Origin of the sequence: Actinacidiphila cocklensis (genome assembly GCF_907177275.1) — a bacterium.
GTDB classification, from domain to species: domain Bacteria; phylum Actinomycetota; class Actinomycetes; order Streptomycetales; family Streptomycetaceae; genus Actinacidiphila; species Actinacidiphila cocklensis.
In genome coordinates this window covers 415,345-432,504 of sequence record NZ_CAJSLV010000001.1, presented here as the reverse complement: position 1 = coordinate 432,504, position 17,160 = coordinate 415,345, and the positions used below count along the sequence as shown (strand labels likewise).

General features: G+C 72.9%; 16 protein-coding genes. 8 read left to right on the top strand and 8 right to left on the bottom strand.

The annotated features are described in order from the left end of the window. Nucleotides 1-5: 5 nt before the first annotated feature. Nucleotides 6-179, bottom strand: a complete 174-nt coding sequence (locus NFU81_RS01750) for a hypothetical protein (RefSeq protein ID WP_251484053.1) — start codon at nt 177-179, stop codon at nt 6-8. A 240-nt stretch (nt 180-419) separates the two neighbouring features. Next, on the bottom strand, nt 420-590 hold the full coding sequence (locus NFU81_RS01745) for an RICIN domain-containing protein (RefSeq protein WP_308208254.1): 171 nt from the start codon (nt 588-590) through the stop codon (nt 420-422). On the opposite strand from NFU81_RS01745, the gene NFU81_RS40725 reads away from it, so the two are divergent. Next, nucleotides 574-705, top strand: coding sequence for a hypothetical protein (locus NFU81_RS40725; protein WP_274037460.1), 132 nt, complete (start codon nt 574-576; stop codon nt 703-705). The two genes, NFU81_RS01745 and NFU81_RS40725, sit on opposite strands and share 17 nt — an antisense overlap. 422 nt (nt 706-1,127) lie before the next feature. Here NFU81_RS40725 and NFU81_RS01740 read toward each other — a convergent pair whose 3' ends face one another. After that, complete coding sequence (locus NFU81_RS01740; protein WP_251484051.1) at nt 1,128-1,970, bottom strand: NAD-dependent epimerase/dehydratase family protein; 843 nt, start codon at nt 1,968-1,970, stop codon at nt 1,128-1,130. 239 nt (nt 1,971-2,209) lie between these two features. On the opposite strand from NFU81_RS01740, the gene NFU81_RS01735 reads away from it, so the two are divergent. The 4 genes from NFU81_RS01735 (at nt 2,210) to NFU81_RS01720 (ending at nt 6,271) form a co-directional block, all read left to right on the top strand. After that, nucleotides 2,210-3,505, top strand: coding sequence for an enolase C-terminal domain-like protein (locus tag NFU81_RS01735; protein ID WP_251484048.1), 1,296 nt, complete (start codon nt 2,210-2,212; stop codon nt 3,503-3,505). Nucleotides 3,506-3,950: 445 nt separating this feature from the next. Beyond that, the gene (locus NFU81_RS01730; protein ID WP_251484045.1) at nt 3,951-4,526 is read left to right on the top strand and encodes a hypothetical protein; all 576 of its coding nucleotides are present in this window, start codon (nt 3,951-3,953) and stop codon (nt 4,524-4,526) included. 155 nt (nt 4,527-4,681) lie between these two features. Next, nucleotides 4,682-5,593 carry an EamA family transporter gene (locus tag NFU81_RS01725; RefSeq protein WP_251484042.1) on the top strand — a complete coding sequence of 304 codons (912 nt, stop codon included), beginning with the start codon at nt 4,682-4,684 and terminating at the stop codon, nt 5,591-5,593. 180 nt (nt 5,594-5,773) lie between these two features. Then, nucleotides 5,774-6,271, top strand: coding sequence for a FadR/GntR family transcriptional regulator (locus tag NFU81_RS01720; protein ID WP_251484039.1), 498 nt, complete (start codon nt 5,774-5,776; stop codon nt 6,269-6,271). Between the two features lie 101 nt (nt 6,272-6,372). On the opposite strand, the gene NFU81_RS01715 is transcribed toward NFU81_RS01720, so the two are convergent. Next, nucleotides 6,373-7,686: a DHA2 family efflux MFS transporter permease subunit gene (locus tag NFU81_RS01715; protein WP_251484102.1), complete on the bottom strand. Its 1,314-nt coding sequence runs from the start codon at nt 7,684-7,686 to the stop codon at nt 6,373-6,375. Between the two features lie 256 nt (nt 7,687-7,942). Here NFU81_RS01715 and NFU81_RS01710 point away from each other — a divergent pair, with 256 nt between their 5' ends. Together NFU81_RS01710 and NFU81_RS40720 are read left to right on the top strand one after the other, a co-directional pair. Then, nucleotides 7,943-8,509: a TetR/AcrR family transcriptional regulator gene (locus tag NFU81_RS01710; protein ID WP_251484036.1), complete on the top strand. Its 567-nt coding sequence runs from the start codon at nt 7,943-7,945 to the stop codon at nt 8,507-8,509. Beyond that, nucleotides 8,506-8,649: a universal stress protein gene (locus tag NFU81_RS40720; RefSeq protein WP_274037457.1), complete on the top strand. Its 144-nt coding sequence runs from the start codon at nt 8,506-8,508 to the stop codon at nt 8,647-8,649. The genes NFU81_RS01710 and NFU81_RS40720 overlap by 4 nt, the downstream gene beginning before the upstream one ends. A 110-nt stretch (nt 8,650-8,759) precedes the next feature. Here NFU81_RS40720 and NFU81_RS01700 read toward each other — a convergent pair whose 3' ends face one another. After that, the gene (locus tag NFU81_RS01700) at nt 8,760-9,380 is read right to left on the bottom strand and encodes a CBS domain-containing protein (RefSeq protein WP_308208253.1); all 621 of its coding nucleotides are present in this window, start codon (nt 9,378-9,380) and stop codon (nt 8,760-8,762) included. Between the two features lie 325 nt (nt 9,381-9,705). Continuing rightward, a complete protein-coding gene (locus NFU81_RS01690) occupies nt 9,706-10,401 on the bottom strand; it encodes a CBS domain-containing protein (RefSeq protein ID WP_251484100.1) in 696 nt (231 codons plus the stop codon). 203 nt (nt 10,402-10,604) lie between these two features. On the opposite strand from NFU81_RS01690, the gene NFU81_RS01685 reads away from it, so the two are divergent. Then, entirely contained in the window at nt 10,605-14,216 is a 3,612-nt protein-coding gene (locus tag NFU81_RS01685; RefSeq protein WP_251484032.1) for a hydantoinase B/oxoprolinase family protein, read from the top strand. Nucleotides 14,217-14,235: 19 nt separating this feature from the next. Here the strand turns inward: NFU81_RS01685 and NFU81_RS01680 are convergent, their stop codons facing one another. Both NFU81_RS01680 and NFU81_RS01675 read right to left on the bottom strand, forming a co-directional pair. Beyond that, on the bottom strand, nt 14,236-15,348 hold the full coding sequence (locus NFU81_RS01680; RefSeq protein WP_251484030.1) for a hypothetical protein: 1,113 nt from the start codon (nt 15,346-15,348) through the stop codon (nt 14,236-14,238). A gap of 402 nt (nt 15,349-15,750) precedes the next feature. Next, nucleotides 15,751-16,773 carry a S66 peptidase family protein gene (locus tag NFU81_RS01675; protein WP_251484028.1) on the bottom strand — a complete coding sequence of 341 codons (1,023 nt, stop codon included), beginning with the start codon at nt 16,771-16,773 and terminating at the stop codon, nt 15,751-15,753. Between the last annotated feature and the right edge of the window lie 387 nt (nt 16,774-17,160).

Here is a 17,160-nt window from a genome sequence, read left to right as displayed (position 1 = left end):
CGGTGTCACCGGACCTTCGACGCTCGCCACTCGATGTCGTGGTCAGGCAAGGGCAGTTCGCCGATCGCCCGGTGCGCGTAGCGGCGCACCACCGGGTCGGGGTCGTCGATCCGGTCGATCAGATGGCGCGCCTGCCGTCCGGCGACGGCGGCCAGCGCGGCGAGCCGGCGTTCGTACACGCCGCGGCCGTCCCAGTCGCCAGCAGGGTCAGCAGGTCGGAGGAGGCGAGGGCGGCGGCGGTGCGGGCCACCTCGCGCAGCCGGAGCGGGTGGGGCAGCGGTTCGACGGCGGCGAGCAGCCGGTCGGCGATCAGTTGGGGCAGCGGCGCTGATTGTGCACGGCGGAGGCGGCCCTGGCACCCGGTTTACCGCCGGCCTCCGCCGGTGTCGGACGGTAAGTGACCGTCGCGGTACCGGAGTTCAGCGAGGGTCGAGTTTCCAGATCTGCGGGGAGAGTTCGTTGCAGGTCCACTGCTGGACGTTCGCGCCCGGAGCGGAGGAGCCGCCGGCCACGTCGAGGCACAGGCCGCCGGCGGTGTTGCGCCAGGTCCAGTAGCCGTCGCCCTGGCAGTTCGTGAACCAGCCGTTCAAGCTCACCAGCGGTTCGCTGCCGGCCTGCGGGACCTCGCCGAGCGCGTACCTGACCGCCGGCTACAGCCCCGTACTGGACGCGACGGCCGGCGGGACGACCGTCTACGTGAACTGACCCGCACCCCTGGCCGGCGTGCCGGGCGGCTCCCGGAGCAGTAGACCCCCGCCTGCTCCGGGAGTCGGGCGCGCGGGCCGCGCGACCTCGCCGGTGCAGGACCCTGCCCCCTACGGCAACAAGTCCGGCTGCGAGCGCGGTTCGGGGGTAGCCGAACGGTGAAGGGCGGCATTCCGCCCGTTCGCGCCGGGAGTTGACGCCTGGGAAGGGCGTCGACCGGGGCAGGACATCGTGAGGTCGAGGTGCAGGGTCCAATGGAGATGGCCTACAAGGGAATGCCCACCGGGAGTCCGGAGTGGGTTTTCATGACCGTGCTGGTGATCGTCTTCTCGCTGGCGGTCATCGTCAGGCTGCTGCGCGACAAGCGCTGAGCTCTGCGGCACAGCCGCTGCGAACGTGCCGGGTCACGGCTGTGCGCCGGTTCAGTTCCGGGGCCGCCAGGCGTGGCGGGTGGCGAAGCCGAGCAGCTCCTGGCTGCGGCGGGTGGCGAAGGGGACCGCGAAGCCTTCGAGCGGGGCGTCGAAGCGGGTGCCGGGATGGTAGCGGCGGACGAGGTCCGCGGTCGGCACCAGCGCCGTGGTGTCGGGTGCGGCCACGTTGACCACGGTGTGGCCGTCGAGCGGGGCGGTCAGCGCCAGGCCGATCGCGCGGGCGGCGTCCCTCGTGTCCAGCCACCCCCACAGCGAACCCCGGTCGACGCGCGGGTCGGCGTGCACCCGTTCCAGGTGCCGCCGCAGCCGGTCGCCGGTGCCGAGGAAGGGGAAGCGCAGGCTGACCGCGGTGGCGCCCCAGCGGCTGCTGACCCGCGCGGCGATCTCCTCGCCGACGTACTTCGACAGTCCGTACACGTCGTCACCGGTGAAGGTCTGATCCTCGGTCACCGGCACGCTGCGCGGGGACAGGTCGTGCCGGGAGAAGGCGAAGCCGAGCGCGGACAGGCTGGAGACGTTCACCAGGCGGCCGGCACCGGCCCGTGCGGCGCCGGCCAGCACCAGGTGGGAGGCGGTGACGTTGTTGAGGAAGACCTCGTCCTCGGCGGCGGCGGTCGGGGAGGGCAGCGCGGCGGCGTGCACCACGGCGTCCACCGCGTCCACCGCGCGGGCGAGCACGCCGGCGTCCCGCAGCTCGCCGGTGAGCACCTCGTCGGCGGCGGACGGGTCGGCCGGGGTGCGGTCGTGCGCGCGGACCGTCCAGCCCTCGCCCCGAAGGTGCGCGACCACTTCGCGGCCGAGCGTGCCGCCTGCGCCGGTGACCAGGACCTTCACGGTGAACTCCCTCCAGAGCGACGCGCCGCACCGCCGCTTCCGCGACCGTCCGGCGCTCCCCGCCGCAACCAGTCGACAGGGTTATTGCAGAATTTACCCATGAATTTACCGCCTTCCAGCCAATCTCTTGCCGTGGTTGACTGATCGGCAGCCGGCTGCCGCACGCCCACCACCCGACGCGGGGGCCGTCGGCAGGGCGCGTGCCCGTACCGCCGTCCCCCGCCGAAGGAGATCCCGAGATGACCGCAACCGGCCCCAACGCGCTGCTCGACGGCGAGGGCGGCCTGCCCGAGGCCCGCCCGCCGTGGCACCGGCAGGACGGGCTGCGGGTGACCGCGGTCCGCGCCGTGGTCACCGCACCCGAGGGGCTGCCGCTGGTCGTGGTGCGCGTCGACACCTCGGAACCCGGGTTGTACGGTCTGGGCTGCGCGACCTTCACCCAGCGCTACGCGGCGGTCGCGGCCGCGGTCGACGAGCACGTCGGCCCGCTGGTCGTCGGACGCAACCCGGCCGACATCGAGGACATCACCCGGCTGGTGCACTACTCCTCCTACTGGCGGGGCGGCCCGGTGCTCGGCAACGCGCTCTCGGGCATCGACCAGGCCCTGTGGGACATCGCAGGCAAGCGGGCCGGCATGCCCGTCTACGAACTGCTCGGCGGCCGCAGCCGGGCCGCCGTCGAGGTCTACTCGCACGCCGCGGGCACCACCGTGCAGGAGACGCTGGAGCAGGCCGAAACGCTGCTCGACCAGGGCTACCGGCACATCCGGCTCCAGGTCGGCGGTCCGGGCCTGGGCACCTACGGCGCTCCGGGCACGCGCGGCGGCTACCCGCGCTCGCCCCACCCGGACGGCTGGGACACCGCCCAGTACCTGCGGGCCACGCCCCGGCTGTTCGAGGCCGCCCGGGCGCGGCTGGGCGAGGACGTCAGCCTGATGCACGACGTGCACAGCCGGCTCACACCCAAGCAGGCGGTGGTGCTGGCCCGGGCGCTGGAACCGTATGCCCTGTCCTTCCTGGAGGACGTCATCGCGCCGGAGTTCTACGACCGGCTGCCGGAGGTACGCGCCGCCTCGCCGGTGCCGATCGCGGTCGGCGAGCAGATCGGCAACGTCACCGACGCGGTCCGGCTGATCCGGGACGGCGGCATCGACCTGCTGCGCCTGCACACCTCGGCGATCGGCGGCCTGACGCCCACCCGCAAGCTGGTGGCCCTGGCCGAACTGCTCGGCGTGCGCACCGCCTTCCACTCCCCCGGCGACATCTCCCCGGTGGGGGTGGCGGCGAACCTCGCGGTGGACGTCTCGACGCCCGCGTTCGGCTACCAGGAGTCGCACACCTACAACGAGGCGACGCACGAGGTCTTCCCCGGCACTCCTGTGGTGCGCGACGGGTACCTGGCACCCTCCGACGCGCCCGGCTGGGGCGTCGACCTCGACGAGCGGGCAGCCGCGAGGTACCCGCCGGTGAAGTTCCTGCACGAGCGGTGGTCGGCCGGAGTACGCCACCCCGACGGCGGCCTCGACGCACCCTGAGCGGGCCCGGCGACTGTACCGGGACCGGGACCGCCGGCTGGCGCGATCCGCCGGTGCGGGCAGGCCGCGCGGGTGGCGCGAACCGCCGACCGTCGCACGGGATTTCGGACGTTCTCCGCCGCGCCCCGCGCGGCGCCCGGTGGTGTGCTGCGGTCCGGTCGCACCCGGGCCGGCCCCCCACCGTGCCCTCCGACACACCCGCCTCTCACCCGCCACGGGCCGCGCGGGCGTTCCGCGCTCCCCCGCGCTCTGCGGGTGGCTCGTATCCTCCACGCCGCGCCGCGCGCTTCCGTCATGTCCGTTTCGCCGCGTTCCGGCCACAAAAAGCGTCCGCCTTGACGCCCCGCTCGGACGGAACCGACCATATGTACGCATCGCGGAAATCCCGTACCGCGAGGGCGAAAGCGTTCACCGCGGAATTCCGCGGACAATCCGAGGAGACAGCGTGACACCGAAGAGGAAGCACTTAGCCAGCCGTTCCGCGCTGGGCGCCGCGGCCGTCGCCGCGCTCATGGCGGCCGGCACGCTGGTCGCGGTCCCCGCCGCGGAGGCGGCGGCGCCGCAGCCGGACGCCGCCCAACGCGCCGGCACCAGTACGACGTTCGTCATCCCGCCGGGCGTCACCACCTACCGGGCCGGGACCGCTTCCGCACACGTCACCGTCACGCGCTCGCCGAGCGTGTCCCCCGCCGTCGCCATCACCTGCCAGGTCACGGCCTCCAACCCCTTCCGCTTCTACGGCGGTCCGTTCCCCTACCCCAGCGGGGTGGAGGGGATCGCGCACGTCACCTGCAACAACGTCGTGAACTCGATCGACCTGCTGGTCGTGCTCTTCAGGGGCACCACGGCGCTGTCCTCCAACGAGCGGGTGACCTATTCCACCCTCACAGCCGCCGCCGACACCGAGTACCAGTACAGCCCCGGCAGTTACCAGACCGGGGCCATCGCCTCGGTGACGTTCCCCGACGGCAGTTCGGGGACGAGCAGCCCGGCGTACAGCGCCGTCACGACCATCCCGTAGCGGCGGCACGGACAGCGGAGGGCGGGCCGCCCAGTGCGGGGCGGCCCGCCAGGAGTCACCGCGGGGTGAGGGTGGAGGACCGGGCGGGGCCGCGCTCTCGCCCGCACGGGCGAAACTCGTGTGCCGTGCGCCGCCCGATCGCCGAGAATCCGCCTGTGGCCATCTTCAACGTCGACGGGACCGAAGCCGCCCCTGCCCCGCGTCCCTCCTCGACCACGCCGGCCGGCCGGGCCTTCGGGGCGATCCCGCCGCCGGCGCTCGTACTGGTCGGCATCGTCAGCGTCCAGATGGGCTCGGCGGTGGCCAAGCAGCTGTTCGGCGAGGTGGGCAGCTTCGGGACGGTCGCGTTGCGGCTCTTCTTCGCCGCGGGGGTGCTGCTCCTGTGGTGGCGGCCGTCGCTGCGCATGGACCGCAGGGCGTGGACGGTGGTGGTCGGTTACGGCCTGGTCCTTGGCGTCATGAACCTCTCCTTCTACCTGGCGCTGGACCGGCTCCCGCTGGGGATCGCGGTGACCGTCGAGTTCCTCGGCCCGCTGGCCGTGGCCCTGGGCGGGTCGCGGCGGTGGCTGGACGCCCTGTGGGCACTGCTCGCGGGAGGAGGCGTGGCCCTGCTGATGGACGGGCGGGGCGAACTCGACCTCGTCGGCCTGCTGTTCGCCCTTGTCGCGGGAACGTGCTGGGGCTTGTACATCCTGCTCGGTGCGGCGCTGGGCCGGCGCACCTCGGAGGGCAACGGCCTGGCCCTGGGCATGGCCGTCGCCGCGGTGGTCGCCGTGCCGTTCGGCGTGGCCGGCAGCGGAAGGGCCCTGGTCCAGCCGTGGGTCCTGCTCGCGGGGTCCGGCGTGGCACTGCTGTCGTCGGTGGTCCCTTACTCGCTGGAGCTGGAGGCGCTGCGCAAGATCCCGCCGCACGTGTTCGGCATCCTGATGAGCCTCGAACCGGCGGTGGCGGCGCTCATCGGCCTGGTGGTGCTGAAGGAGTCGCTGCACTGGTCGCAGTGGATCGCCGTGCTGTGCGTGATGGCAGCGTCGGCGGGCGCCACCCGCACCGCCCGCCCGGACGCCTGACCGGGGCTACTGCCGTCCCGGTCCGTGCGGCGCACGCCTGAGGGCCGCGGCCTCCTCGGCGCTATGCTGCCGGCCGTTTCCAGGCGGGCATGACGTCGAAGGGGCTGGCGACCTTGCCGGGGTCGCGTTCGACGAGGTCGCCGTGGGCGTCGTCCACCAGGGCGGCGTCCATGCGCCGGGATGCTCGACGTCAGGCACGGCGACGGGACCTACGTGCGCGCCCGCAGCGAGACCGAGGGCGTGATCGTGCGGCGGGCCGCACTGGCGCCGCTGCTCGACGTCGTGACGGTGCGGCGCGGGCTGGAGGTCGAGGCGGCGCGCCAGGCCGCGGAACGCCGCACCGAGCAGGATCTCGCCGACCTGACCGCCCTGTCCCGCAGTCCCGACGCCGGCAGCCTCGACCAGCGGGTGGAGCGCGCGGTCCGCTTCCACAGCGCGCTGGTGGACGCCTCCCACAACCCGCTGCTCAGCGAGCTCTACCGGGCGATGACCGAGTCCATCGCCCGCGGTATCCAGCAGGCCACCGCCGATCCCGAGCCGGCCGACGTCGGCACCGCGAGCCACGAGGACCTGCTGGCGGCGATCGCCGCGCACGACCCGGACGCGGCGGCGGCCACCGCCGCCCGCCACCTCGCCGCGCTGATCACGCAGATCCGCGAGCAGCTGCAGGCGAGGTGATCCGCCGTGGCGGAAGGGCGGATGTCACGAGCGGTTCACGGCGTGGCCCAGCGCTGGTTGTCGGTGCCGTTGCAGGTCCACTCCTGCGCCGCGCGGGCGGCTCACCCGCGGTCGGACCTCGTCAGCCACCGGCCGGTGAAGACGGCAGTGACCAGGGTGACGGCGCCGGCCGCGAGGAAGGCGCTGTCCAGGCCGGTCTCGAAGGACCCTCCGCCGGACTCCCGGGTGCGGACGACGGCTCCGAGCAGTGCCACGCCGAGCACCGCGCCGATCTGCCGCGTGGTGCTGCTGACCCCCGAGGCGAGGCCGCCCTCCTGCGGGCTGACCGCCTGGATGGCGGCGCCGGTCAGCGGGGACAGCGTCAGCGCGAAGCCGGCGCCGACCGCCGTAAGCCGCCACCACACGTTCCCGTAGCCGGTGTCCGCGTGCACGAAGCCCAGGGCCAGCAGCCCCAGCCCGGCCAGCGCCAGGCCGGCGGTGACCACGATCCGGAAGCCGTACCCGGCGGCGAGCCGGCCCGCGTACGGGCTGACGGCGACCATGGCGAGCGAGGTGGGCAGGGTCTGCAGGCCGGCCCGCAGGATCGAGCTGCCCTGCACGTACACGAAGAACTGGGAGAAGAAGAACGACGAGCCCATCAGGGCGAACCCCACCACGACCATCGCCGCGTTGGACACCGTGAACAGCCGCTGCCGGAACAGCCCCAGCGGCAGCATCGGCGCCGCCCGGCGGCTCTCGACGGAGACGAAGAGCCCGAGCAGCACGACCGCGGCGACGAAACCGCCGAGGATCACCGGCGAGGTCCAGCCGCGGGAACCGCCCTCGATCAGCCCGTAGGTCAGCGCCCCCACTCCCAGGACCGACAGGACCGTGCCGGGGAGGTCGATGGCGGGGGCACCCGGGTTGCGGGACTCCCCCAGGACGCGCAGGCCGGCCAGCAGCAGGACGAGGCCGATCGGCAGGTTGACGAGGAAGACGGCGGGCCAGCCGAAGGCCTCCGTCAGCACCCCGCCGGCCAGGGGACCGGCGGCCAGACCGATACCGCTGACTCCGGCCCACAGCCCGATCGCCTTGACCCGATCCGCGGGCACCGGATGGGCGGCGGCGAGCAACGCCAGCGACGCCGGGCTGAGCGCCGCGGCACCGATGCCCTGCAGTACCCGCCCGGTGATCAGCCAGCCGATCGACGGTGCGAGGGCGCACAGCCCTGACGCGGCGGTGAACACCGCGACGCCGGCCAGGAACACCCGCTTGCGGCCGAAGCGGTCGGCGAAGACGCCGCCGGTCAGCAGCAGCATGGCGACGAGCAGCACGTAGGCGTCGACGATCCACTGCAGGCCGGTCAACTGGGTGTGCAGGCGCTGCCGCATGTCGGGCAGCGCCGTGCCGACGATCGTGTTGTCGAGCAGCACCATGAACTGGCCCAGGCAGGTCACCGTGAGAAACGCGACCCGCTGGGACCGGCTGCCCACGGCCACCGGCGATGCCGCCGTCGCAGTGTCCTCGTACGAGGTCGTCACTACCGGTCCTCTCGTCCGTCCGCTGCACCCCGGCTCCGGCCGACCGGCGAGGGGCGGCGACTCGGGGCACTAACGCAGTTTTTTTCTGCGTTAGTGGATACTAGGAGGCTCACCACGCAAACGCAAGCACGGGCTGCGTTAAAGTGGGGGCATGGACGATCCACAGCCGGTCCGGCGGCCCGGCGGGCGCAGCGCCCGCGTCTCCGCGGCGGTGCACCAGGCCGTCACCGAACTGGTCGGTGAGCGCGGCTACGGCAGCTTCACCGTCAGCGATGTCGCCGACCGTGCGGGCGTGGCCGACAGCAGCATCTACCGCAGGTGGGGCAGCCTGGACAAACTGCTCACCGACGTGACGCAGACCCGCCTCAAGGCGCGGTCGCCGATGCCCGACACCGGCAGCCTGGCCGGCGACCTGCACGCTCTCGCGGCCAACGTCGCCCGCGAGATCACCGGCCCCGACGGTCTGGCGGTGCTGCGCCTGACCGTCGCCCTGACCGGCAACGGCGAACAGGGCCTGCAGGCACGTGACGACTTCCTCGCCGAACGCGCCCGGCTCCTGCAGTCCGTCCTCGATCGCGCCCGTGCCCGCGGCGAGCACCCGCCCGACACGCTCACCGTGCTCGACCACGTCATGGCCCCGATGTACATCCGCGTCCTGTTCGGCGCGACCCCCCTCACCCCTGACTACGTCAAAGGACTGGTCGACCGGCTGCTGTGAGCGGCGGCCCGTCCCCGAGCCGAGGCAAGCAGGGGGGACGCGGGAGACCGGCTCACTCCTTCGGGGCGCCCCTGGGCAGGGTCACGCACGCCGTCCTGCACCACGCCCACTGCCCGGTCGCGGTGGTACCGCGCGGATGACCGCACGCCAGGGAAGTACGCGACGTCCTGGACACCGGCGGACGGCTGCCGCGCTGACGCGGCAGCCGCCGGGGGCGCTCGGCGGTACGGTCACGAGCTCGGCGGTACGGTCACGAGGCGGCCGCCGACGCCTGGATCTCGCAGCGGACGTCGACGACGCCTTCCACCGCCCGGGCCAGTCGGGCCGCCACCAGGATCAGACCGGGCTCCAGCACCTGGCCGGTCAGCGTCACCACACCGTCGTGGACGGCGACGGCGGCGGACGGCTCGCCCGGGAACAGCGGGTGGACGACGTCGCGGGCGACTTCCTCCGCGATCTCCTCGTCCTTCCGCAGGAACACCTTGAGCACATCGCTGCGGCTGACGATGCCGCACAGCATCCCCTCGGCGTCGGTCACCGGCAGCCGCTTCACACCCCGCTGGGCCATGATGCGGGCCGCCTGGGCCACCGTGGAGTCGGCGTGCACGCACACCGCGGGAGTCGTCATCAGCTGCCCCGCGGTCACCGCTCCGGCCTTGGCCACGTCGGACAGCCTGCGGATCTCGTCCAGCCTGGCCGGATCGCTGTTGCGGAACTCCTCCTTGGACAGCAGATCGGCCTCCGACACCACTCCCACGACCCGCCCCTCGCCCTCCAGCACGGGCAGGCCGCTGACCTTCCACTGCTCCATGGTGGCGACGATCTCCTTGTAGGCCGCGTGCTGTCCCACAGCGACCACGGTCTGGGTCATGACATCACTGACAGTGCACGGTGACGCAGACACGCTGCTCTCCTCTTCGCATCCGTACGTATCGGCCGGGGCTCATCGGACCTCGGCGGGGCGGCCACCTCTCGCGCGGCGCGACCGGCCCACCCGCTGGTCTGCGCGCGCTCGCGGAAGTCGCCCCCCCTGCCCGCTGCGGAGGATCATCCGGGCCACCGGGCCGCGGGCGCCAGGGACCGGCCGGCCGCCGAAGGTCACGCGTTCGCGCGCGTCGAGCATGTCGGCGACCTTCACACCGCGCCGGGAACCGGCAGGAGGTCGCTCTCCGACGCCGAGGGGTCCAGCGGCCCGCTCATGGCAGCACGCCCGGACGCCCGGACGGCGCAGCCGTCGCGACCGGCTCGTCGGTGCGGTGGCCGAGGGACTCGGTGACCTCCACGACGCCGTCGACACCTTCGCAGAGCCGGAGTACGACCGGTATCAGATCGCGGCGCTCGACCGTGCCGCGCAGCGCCACCCGGCCGTCGGTGACCGCGACGGCCACCTCGTCGGGCCCGATGCCGAGCGTACGGTCCAGGATGTCCCCGCTGATCTCCTCCCGGATGGCGTGGTCGCGGCGCAGGAACACCCGCAGCAGGTCGGCGCGGCTGACGATGCCGACGAGCCGGCCGGTGTCGTCCACCACGGGAAGCCGCTTGACATGGCCGTCGTCCATGACGCGAGCGGCCTGCACCACCGTCCACTCGGGGTGGGCGACCACCGCGGGGCTGGTCATCAGCCCTTCGGCCGTGGTCGCCGCCGACTGTACGGACACCTCGCCGGGTGCGTCGAGGACGGCAGACAGCCCCGCGGGGTCGGGCTGGGCCGACTCCCTGTGCAGCAGGTCCGCCTCCGAGACCACGCCCAGCGTGCGGTCGGAGGCGTCCACCACCGGCACGGCCGTGATGTCGTTGTCGGCGAGGGTCTTGACCACCGCCTTGAACGGGGTCTGCGCGCGCACGCTGACGACGGAGTGGGTCATCAGGTCGCGCACGGTCCGGTGCTTCAACATGCTGTCGCCTCCTGCCGGGGGGCCGGTTCCTCACCTCCATCGTGGCCGGACGGCGCGACCGCGCTTAGGGCCGACCGGGGCCGGGACCCGGGTCCAACGGCCCTTCCGGCCGCGATGCGCCGCGGCCCGCTGGGAGCGGCCCCTCTATTCCATTTGGTGATGATTTGCTCGCATATATGAGATGACCGGATACTGAGGCCATGGCGGAACGGCGGTGGCAGTTCTGGGTCGACCGGGGAGGCACCTTCACGGACATCGTCGCCCGGCGCCCCGACGGGCGGCTGCTGAGCCACAAGCTGCTGTCCGACGACCCCGCGCGGTACCGCGACGCGGCCGTCGCCGGCATCCACCACCTGCTCGGCCCGCTGGAGGACGAGGATGCGCCCGCCGCCCTGGTGGAGTCCGTGCGGATGGGCACGACGGTGGCGACCAACGCGCTGCTGGAGCGCAGCGGCGAGCGCGTCGCGCTCGTCATCACCCGCGGCTTCGGCGACGCGCTGCGCATCGGCTACCAGAACAGGCCGCGGATCTTCGACCGCGAGATCACCCTCCCGGAACAACTGTACGAACGGGTGATCGAGGTCGACGAGCGGATCGCCGCCGACGGCACGACGCTGCGCCCGCTGGACCTCGGCCGGCTCGCGGACGACCTGCGCCACGCCTACGCCGACGGGATCCGCGCGGTCGCGGTGGTCTGCCTGCACAGCCATCTGCACCCCGGGCACGAGCGGTCCATCGGCGAACTCGCCGAGCGGGTCGGTTTCCCGCAGGTGTCGCTGTCCAGCGAGGTCAGTCCGCTGATGAAGGTGGTCCCGCGCGGCGACACGACCGTGGTCGACGCCTACCTCTCCCCCGTGCTGGGCCGTTACGTCCGCCAGGTCGCGGAACAGCTGGGCGGGGTGCGGCTGATGTTCATGCAGTCCAACGGCGGCCTTGCCGAGGCGGGGCACTTCCGCGGCAAGGACGCCGTCCTGTCGGGACCGGCAGGGGGCATCGTCGGCATGGCGCGCATGTCGCGGACGGCCGGCTTCGACAAGGTGATCGGCTTCGACATGGGCGGCACCTCCACCGACGTGTCGCACTACTCCGGCGCCTACGAGCGGGTGTTCGACAACCAGGTGGCCGGTGTCCGGTTGCGGGCACCGATGCTCGACATCCGCACCGTCGCGGCGGGCGGCGGCTCCGTCCTGCACTTCGACGGCAGCCGCTACCGCGTCGGGCCGGACTCGGCAGGGGCCGCCCCCGGCCCCGCCTGCTACCGGGCCGGCGGCCCGCTGACGGTCACCGACGCCAACGTGATGCTCGGACGCGTCCAACCCGCCCACTTCCCCGCCGTGTTCGGTCCCGACGGGACCCAGAGGCTGGACGCCGACCTCGTAAAGCGGCGGTTCGCCGGCCTCGCCGGGCGGATCCGTGCGGCGACGGGCGACGAGCGCACGCCCGAGCAGGTCGCAGCGGGATTCCTGCGGATCGCGGTGGCGAATATCGCCAACGCCGTCAAACGCATCTCCGTGCAGAAGGGCTACGACATCACGGAGTACGCACTGACCACCTTCGGCGGCGCGGGCGGCCAGCACGCCTGTGCCGTGGCCGACTCCCTCGGAATCCGTACCGTGCTGGTACCGCCGATGGCAGGCGTGCTCTCCGCGCTGGGCATCGGCCTCGCCGACACCACCGCCATGCGCGAGCAGTCGGTGGAGACCCCGCTCGCTCCCGACACCATGCCCGAGGTCGAAGCGGCCGCCGCGCAACTGGAGTCGGAGGCCCGCAGGGAACTCCTCGACGAAGGGGTGCCGGCGGAGAGCGTCCGGATCACCGCGCGGGCACACCTGCGATACGACGGCACCGACACCACCGTGACCGTCGACCTCGGCGACCCGGACGCGATGGCTGCCGCGTTCGAGGCCGGACACCGGGCGAGATACTCCTTCCTGATGGACCGCCCGATCGTCGTGGAGGCGCTGTCGGTGGAAGCGGTCGGCCTCACCGAGCAGCCCGACCTCGGGGCCGGCAGCCGGCCCGCGCCCCGCGACGGGTCCGCGGCGGACGAGACCGTCCGGATGTACACCCGGGGGGCCTGGCGGCAGGTGCCGCTGCACCGGCGCGAACTGCTGCGGCAGGGCGACACCGTCACCGGGCCGGCCCTGGTCACCGAGACCGACTCCACCACGGTGGTCGACAGCGGCTGGCAGGCGACCATGACACCGCAACGGCACCTGCTGGTACGGCGGACGGCAGCGCCCGGCGGCCAGCGGGTGGGCACCGAGGCCGACCCCGTCATGCTGGAGATCTTCAACAACCTCTTCATGTCGATCGCGGAGCAGATGGGGGCACGTCTGGAGGCGACCGCCCAGTCCGTGAACATCAAGGAACGGCTGGACTTCTCCTGCGCCCTGTTCGACCCCGACGGCAGTCTCATCGCCAACGCCCCGCACATCCCGGTGCACCTCGGCTCCATGGGCAGGTGCGTCAAGGAGGTGATCCGCCGCCGCGGCCCCGCCATGAGGCCCGGTGACAGCTACGCGGTCAACGACCCGTACCACGGCGGCACCCACCTGCCCGACGTCACCGTGATCTCCCCGGTCTTCGGTTCGGGAACGGCGGGAGGGGAGATCCTCTTCTTCGTCGCCTCCCGGGGCCACCATGCCGAGATCGGCGGCATCACCCCGGGCTCCATGCCGTCGGACAGCCGCCGCATCGAGGAGGAGGGCGTGCTGTTCGACAACTGGACGCTGGTCGAGGACGGCAGGTTCCTGGAGCAGGAGACGCTGGCGCTGCTGACCCGCGGGCCGTATCCGTCCCGGAATCCCGAGACCAACCTCGCCGACCTGCGCGCGCAGATCGCCGCCAACCGCAAGGGAGTCGACGAGGTCGGCGCGATGATCGAGCACTTCGGCCTGGACGTGGTCCAGGCGTACATGCGGCACGTCCAGGACAACGCCGAGGAGGCCGTGCGGCGCGTCATCGACGCGCTGAGCGACGGCTCCTGCCGCTACCGGACGGACTACGGCGCCACGATCTCGGTGGACGTCACCGTGGACCACGCCCAGCGGTCCGCAACGCTGGACTTCACCGGCACCTCGCCGCAACTCGACACGAACTTCAACGCGCCCTCGGCGGTGACGACGGCGGCGGTCCTCTACGTCTTCCGGACGCTGGTGGCCGACGACATCCCGCTCAACGACGGCTGCCTGCGCCCGCTGCGCGTCATCGTCCCCGAGGGCTCGATGCTCGCCCCCGCCTTCCCCGCGGCCGTGGTCGCCGGGAACGTGGAGACCTCCCAGGCGGTCATCGGGGCCTTGTACTGCGCCATGGACGTCCAGGCGGAGGGCTCGGGAACCATGAACAACGTGACCTTCGGCAACGAGCGGAACCAGTACTACGAGACCGTCGCCTCCGGCTCGGGGGCGGGGCCCGGCTACCACGGCGCTTCCGTGGTGCAGACCCACATGACCAACTCCCGGCTGACCGACCCCGAAGTCCTCGAATGGCGCCATCCGGTCCTCGTCGAGGAGTTCGCGGTCCGCCACGGCAGCGGCGGCGCCGGGAAGTGGCACGGCGGCGACGGCGCCGTCCGCCGCATCCGCTTCCTCGAACCCGTGACGGTGAGCACCCTGTCCAGCCACCGCAAAGTACCGCCCTACGGAATGGCCGGCGGATCGCCCGGCGCGCTCGGCAGCGGGCGGGTGGAACGCGCCGACGGCACCGTCGAGCACCTGGACGCCTGCGACAGCGCATCTCTGGGGCCGGGTGACACGCTGGTGATCGAGACCCCCGGTGGCGGCGGATACGGCTCGCCCGAGCGGCACTGATCCTGTGCGTCCACGCCCGCTACAGCGCCTGCTGGGCCGCGCACGTCCAGATCACTGGGACGCCCTCGCCGGAGGCAAGCACGGCGTAGCCGCCCACGTCGCCGTTGTCGGCGACGGCGGAAGCGCCCGAGTCGGCGTCGGCGTCGGGCGCCGGGAGGGCGCGGATCGGGCCGGAGCCGGTCCAGATCTCGGCGGTTCCCGCCGGTAGGTCGCCGTAGTAGCTGGTCGGGGCCTCGCCTGCGACCAGGCCCGTGGTGGGGCTGATCGCACGGAAGTAGCCCTCGTTGTAGTAGCCGGGGAGGCCGGGGACTTCGGTGGCGTCGGCGGTGTAGGGGGCGTCCCAGTAGGTCTCGTAGGAGCCGTCGGCCCAGAAGGACGTCTTCTCGCCGACGATGCGGCCGTTCTCGTCGATGTCCTCGGGGTTGTAGCTGATGCCGGAGTCGTCGGAGGAGTCGATCGGAAGCAGCGGCACCGCGGGACCGGTGGTGCCGGACGGCCAGACCAGGCCGACACCGGCGCTGCTCGGGAATCCGGGCTGGTAGTCCGAGGCGGCGCCGATGACGGTGCCCGCGTTGTTGATGCCGGACACCCGGGGGAAGCTGAAGCCGGGGCCGACGGTGAGTTCGCGTTCGACCTCGGTGCCGTGCCAGACGTAGAGGTGGTCGGCGGGGAAGGGACCGCCGCCGACGATGCGGCCGCTGTCGTTGACGTCGTCCGCGTAGCTGCCGCCGGGCAGGATCCTGGCCCTGGCGGCGCCGATCCGGTAGCTGAAGGCGACGTTGGCGCGGGTGGTGTCGTCGTAGACGGTGCCGACCATCAGGTCGTGCCGGTTGATCGCGTTGACGGTGCCGTAGCCGCTGTAGCGGGCGGCCAGCGGGACCTTGATGACCGTGCTGCCGATCCAGTACGCGGGAACTCCCGCGCTGCTGCCCGCCGCGATGGTGCCGCGGCCGAGTGCCATGACGCGGCCGCCGGAGCCGCCCAGCGTGTCGAGGACCTCGATCCCCGGGTGGGCGCAGCCGGTCGCGGCGGCGGCCGGGAGCTGAGTGGCCAGGCCCATCGTGCAGGTGAGCGCGGCGACGACGAGTGTGGTGCCGGCGGTGGAGCGTAAACGAGCGGCTCGCACGAGCATGTCCTGTCCCCCCACATCGTGCCCGTGGCTCGGGCCACATGGCTGACCACTGTGCTGGGTCCGTCGCGTGCGGGCTTGCTCCGGGGACGGAAATCGGTGGCGATTACGCCGATTACGGCGGCCGCGTGCGGTACGAAACGGCCATCTTCGCCCGCCACGGCGGCAGTGCTGGCCGCTGCCGCGGCGCCTTCGCCGTCCGCCGGGAAGGGAGCGGGTGATCGACGGGACGGCCGCGCGCGCGGTGCTCGCGGCACACGATGCTCGCCGACCGCCGCCTGTGGGACGACGTCCGCGCGGCCGGCGCCGTTCTCACCGACGTCGGGCATCTCGCGCCGGCCGCTCCGTAACCGTCCGGGTCTCCGGCGTGGCGCCGGCGCCCGATGCCGGAGCCGGTCGGGTGGCTCAGCCGGCCGGTCGCGTCGACGCGTGCGGACGTACCGCCGGTTCGAGCAGCGACAGGGTCCGCTGCCGCGCGTCGAGGGCGACCCGGATGCCCACCGGCATCGGCAGGTTGGGGCCGGCGTGCCCGAACTCGACGTTGCCCAGGACCGGTATGTCGCGGTCGCCGAGGGCGTCCAGGACGATCTCGGGGAGGGTCGGGGACGCGTCCTGCGCCCCGAGCCCGTCGATCGCGTGCGGGACGCCCACGACCATGCCGGAGATCCGGTCGAGGACGCCGGCGTGCCGCAGCACCTGGAGATAGCTCCACACGTGGGAGATGTGGCCGCCCGTCTCCTCCCAGAACAGCACCGCGCCGTCGAACCGTTCGAGTGGCAGGGCGAAGCGCGTCGCCTGCGCCAGCACGATGCGGTTGATCACCCCGCCGATCAGCGGGCCTTCGGCGCGGCCCGGGCGCCAGCACTCCCACGTCGGGGTGGTGGGCAGCGCGCCGACGGCCTCGTCGCCGGTCAGCAGCCTCACGTAGAGCTTCTCCAGCGCCGCTCGGCGCGCGGCGGGCGCGGTCTGCCAGTGCCCGCCGAGTCCTGGGGTGGCCAGGTCGGCGTGGAAGCCGACCAGGCCGGTGCGCGCGTGGAGCACCAGATGCAGCAGCGAGATGTCGCTGTAACCGAGGATCGGCTTGGGGTCGGCCGTGATCGCCTCGACGTCGATCAGGTCCAGGTAGCCGAGCGCCGTCTGGCCGCCGTCGTGCGCGACGATCGCGCGCACCTCGTGATCGCGCAGCAGCCCGTTGAACTCCTCGGCGATCTCCGCGGGACGGGCCGCACTCCACCAGTGGCGCCGCCCCGCTTCGAGCAGAGGTGCCCGGCGCACGCGGAATCCCATCCGCTCCAGCACGACCACCGCCTGCTCCAGGTCGGGCTCGTATGCTGCGTGGAGCGGCCCGGACAGCGAGGCGATGACGACGAGGTCCCCGGGCCTGAGGGCGCGAGGTCGCAGCAGCGGAGGCAGTGCGGAGCCGGTCACGGTGGCAGTGTCCCGGCACGTGCGGCAACTCGCCACCGATATACCGCCGTCCACGGCCCGGGGCCGGAGCGCGGAATCGCCTGCCGGTCCTGGGGGCGGGAGCGTATGCCCGTGCCCCCAGGCCTCCCGCGTGCGGGAGTGGTGTTCCCCTTACGCCGTCAGCCGGATCACGACGGCTCCCGGCTTGCTCGCCGGCTCCACGGTGAGCTCGCCCGACGCGTCGTCCCAGCCGATCGGTGCACCAGCCGCCGACCCGGGGAAGAACCGCCCGCAACTTCACCGCGGCCCGCCTCGGAATCGCCCGCGCCGGGCGCGATGCGCTCATGGCCTGGCTGGCCTGCGGCCTGCTGGTGGTGCTCGCCGCGGTGCCGGCCGCCGCACCCGTCC

Bases quoted from the DNA above. Each gene is read 5' to 3' on its own strand.
- NFU81_RS01700 (WP_308208253.1), bottom strand. From the start codon at position 9,380: ATGACCCAGACCGTGGTCGCTGTGGGACAGCACGCGGCCTACAAGGAG.
- NFU81_RS01735 (WP_251484048.1), top strand. From the start codon at position 2,210: ATGACCGCAACCGGCCCCAACGCGCTGCTCGACGGCGAGGGCGGCCTG.
- NFU81_RS01685 (WP_251484032.1), top strand. From the start codon at position 10,605: ATGGCGGAACGGCGGTGGCAGTTCTGGGTCGACCGGGGAGGCACCTTC.
- NFU81_RS01710 (WP_251484036.1), top strand. From the start codon at position 7,943: ATGGACGATCCACAGCCGGTCCGGCGGCCCGGCGGGCGCAGCGCCCGC.
- NFU81_RS01720 (WP_251484039.1), top strand. From the start codon at position 5,774: ATGCTCGACGTCAGGCACGGCGACGGGACCTACGTGCGCGCCCGCAGC.
- NFU81_RS01715 (WP_251484102.1), bottom strand. From the start codon at position 7,686: ATGGTGCTGCTCGACAACACGATCGTCGGCACGGCGCTGCCCGACATG.
- NFU81_RS01680 (WP_251484030.1), bottom strand. From the start codon at position 15,348: ATGCTCGTGCGAGCCGCTCGTTTACGCTCCACCGCCGGCACCACACTC.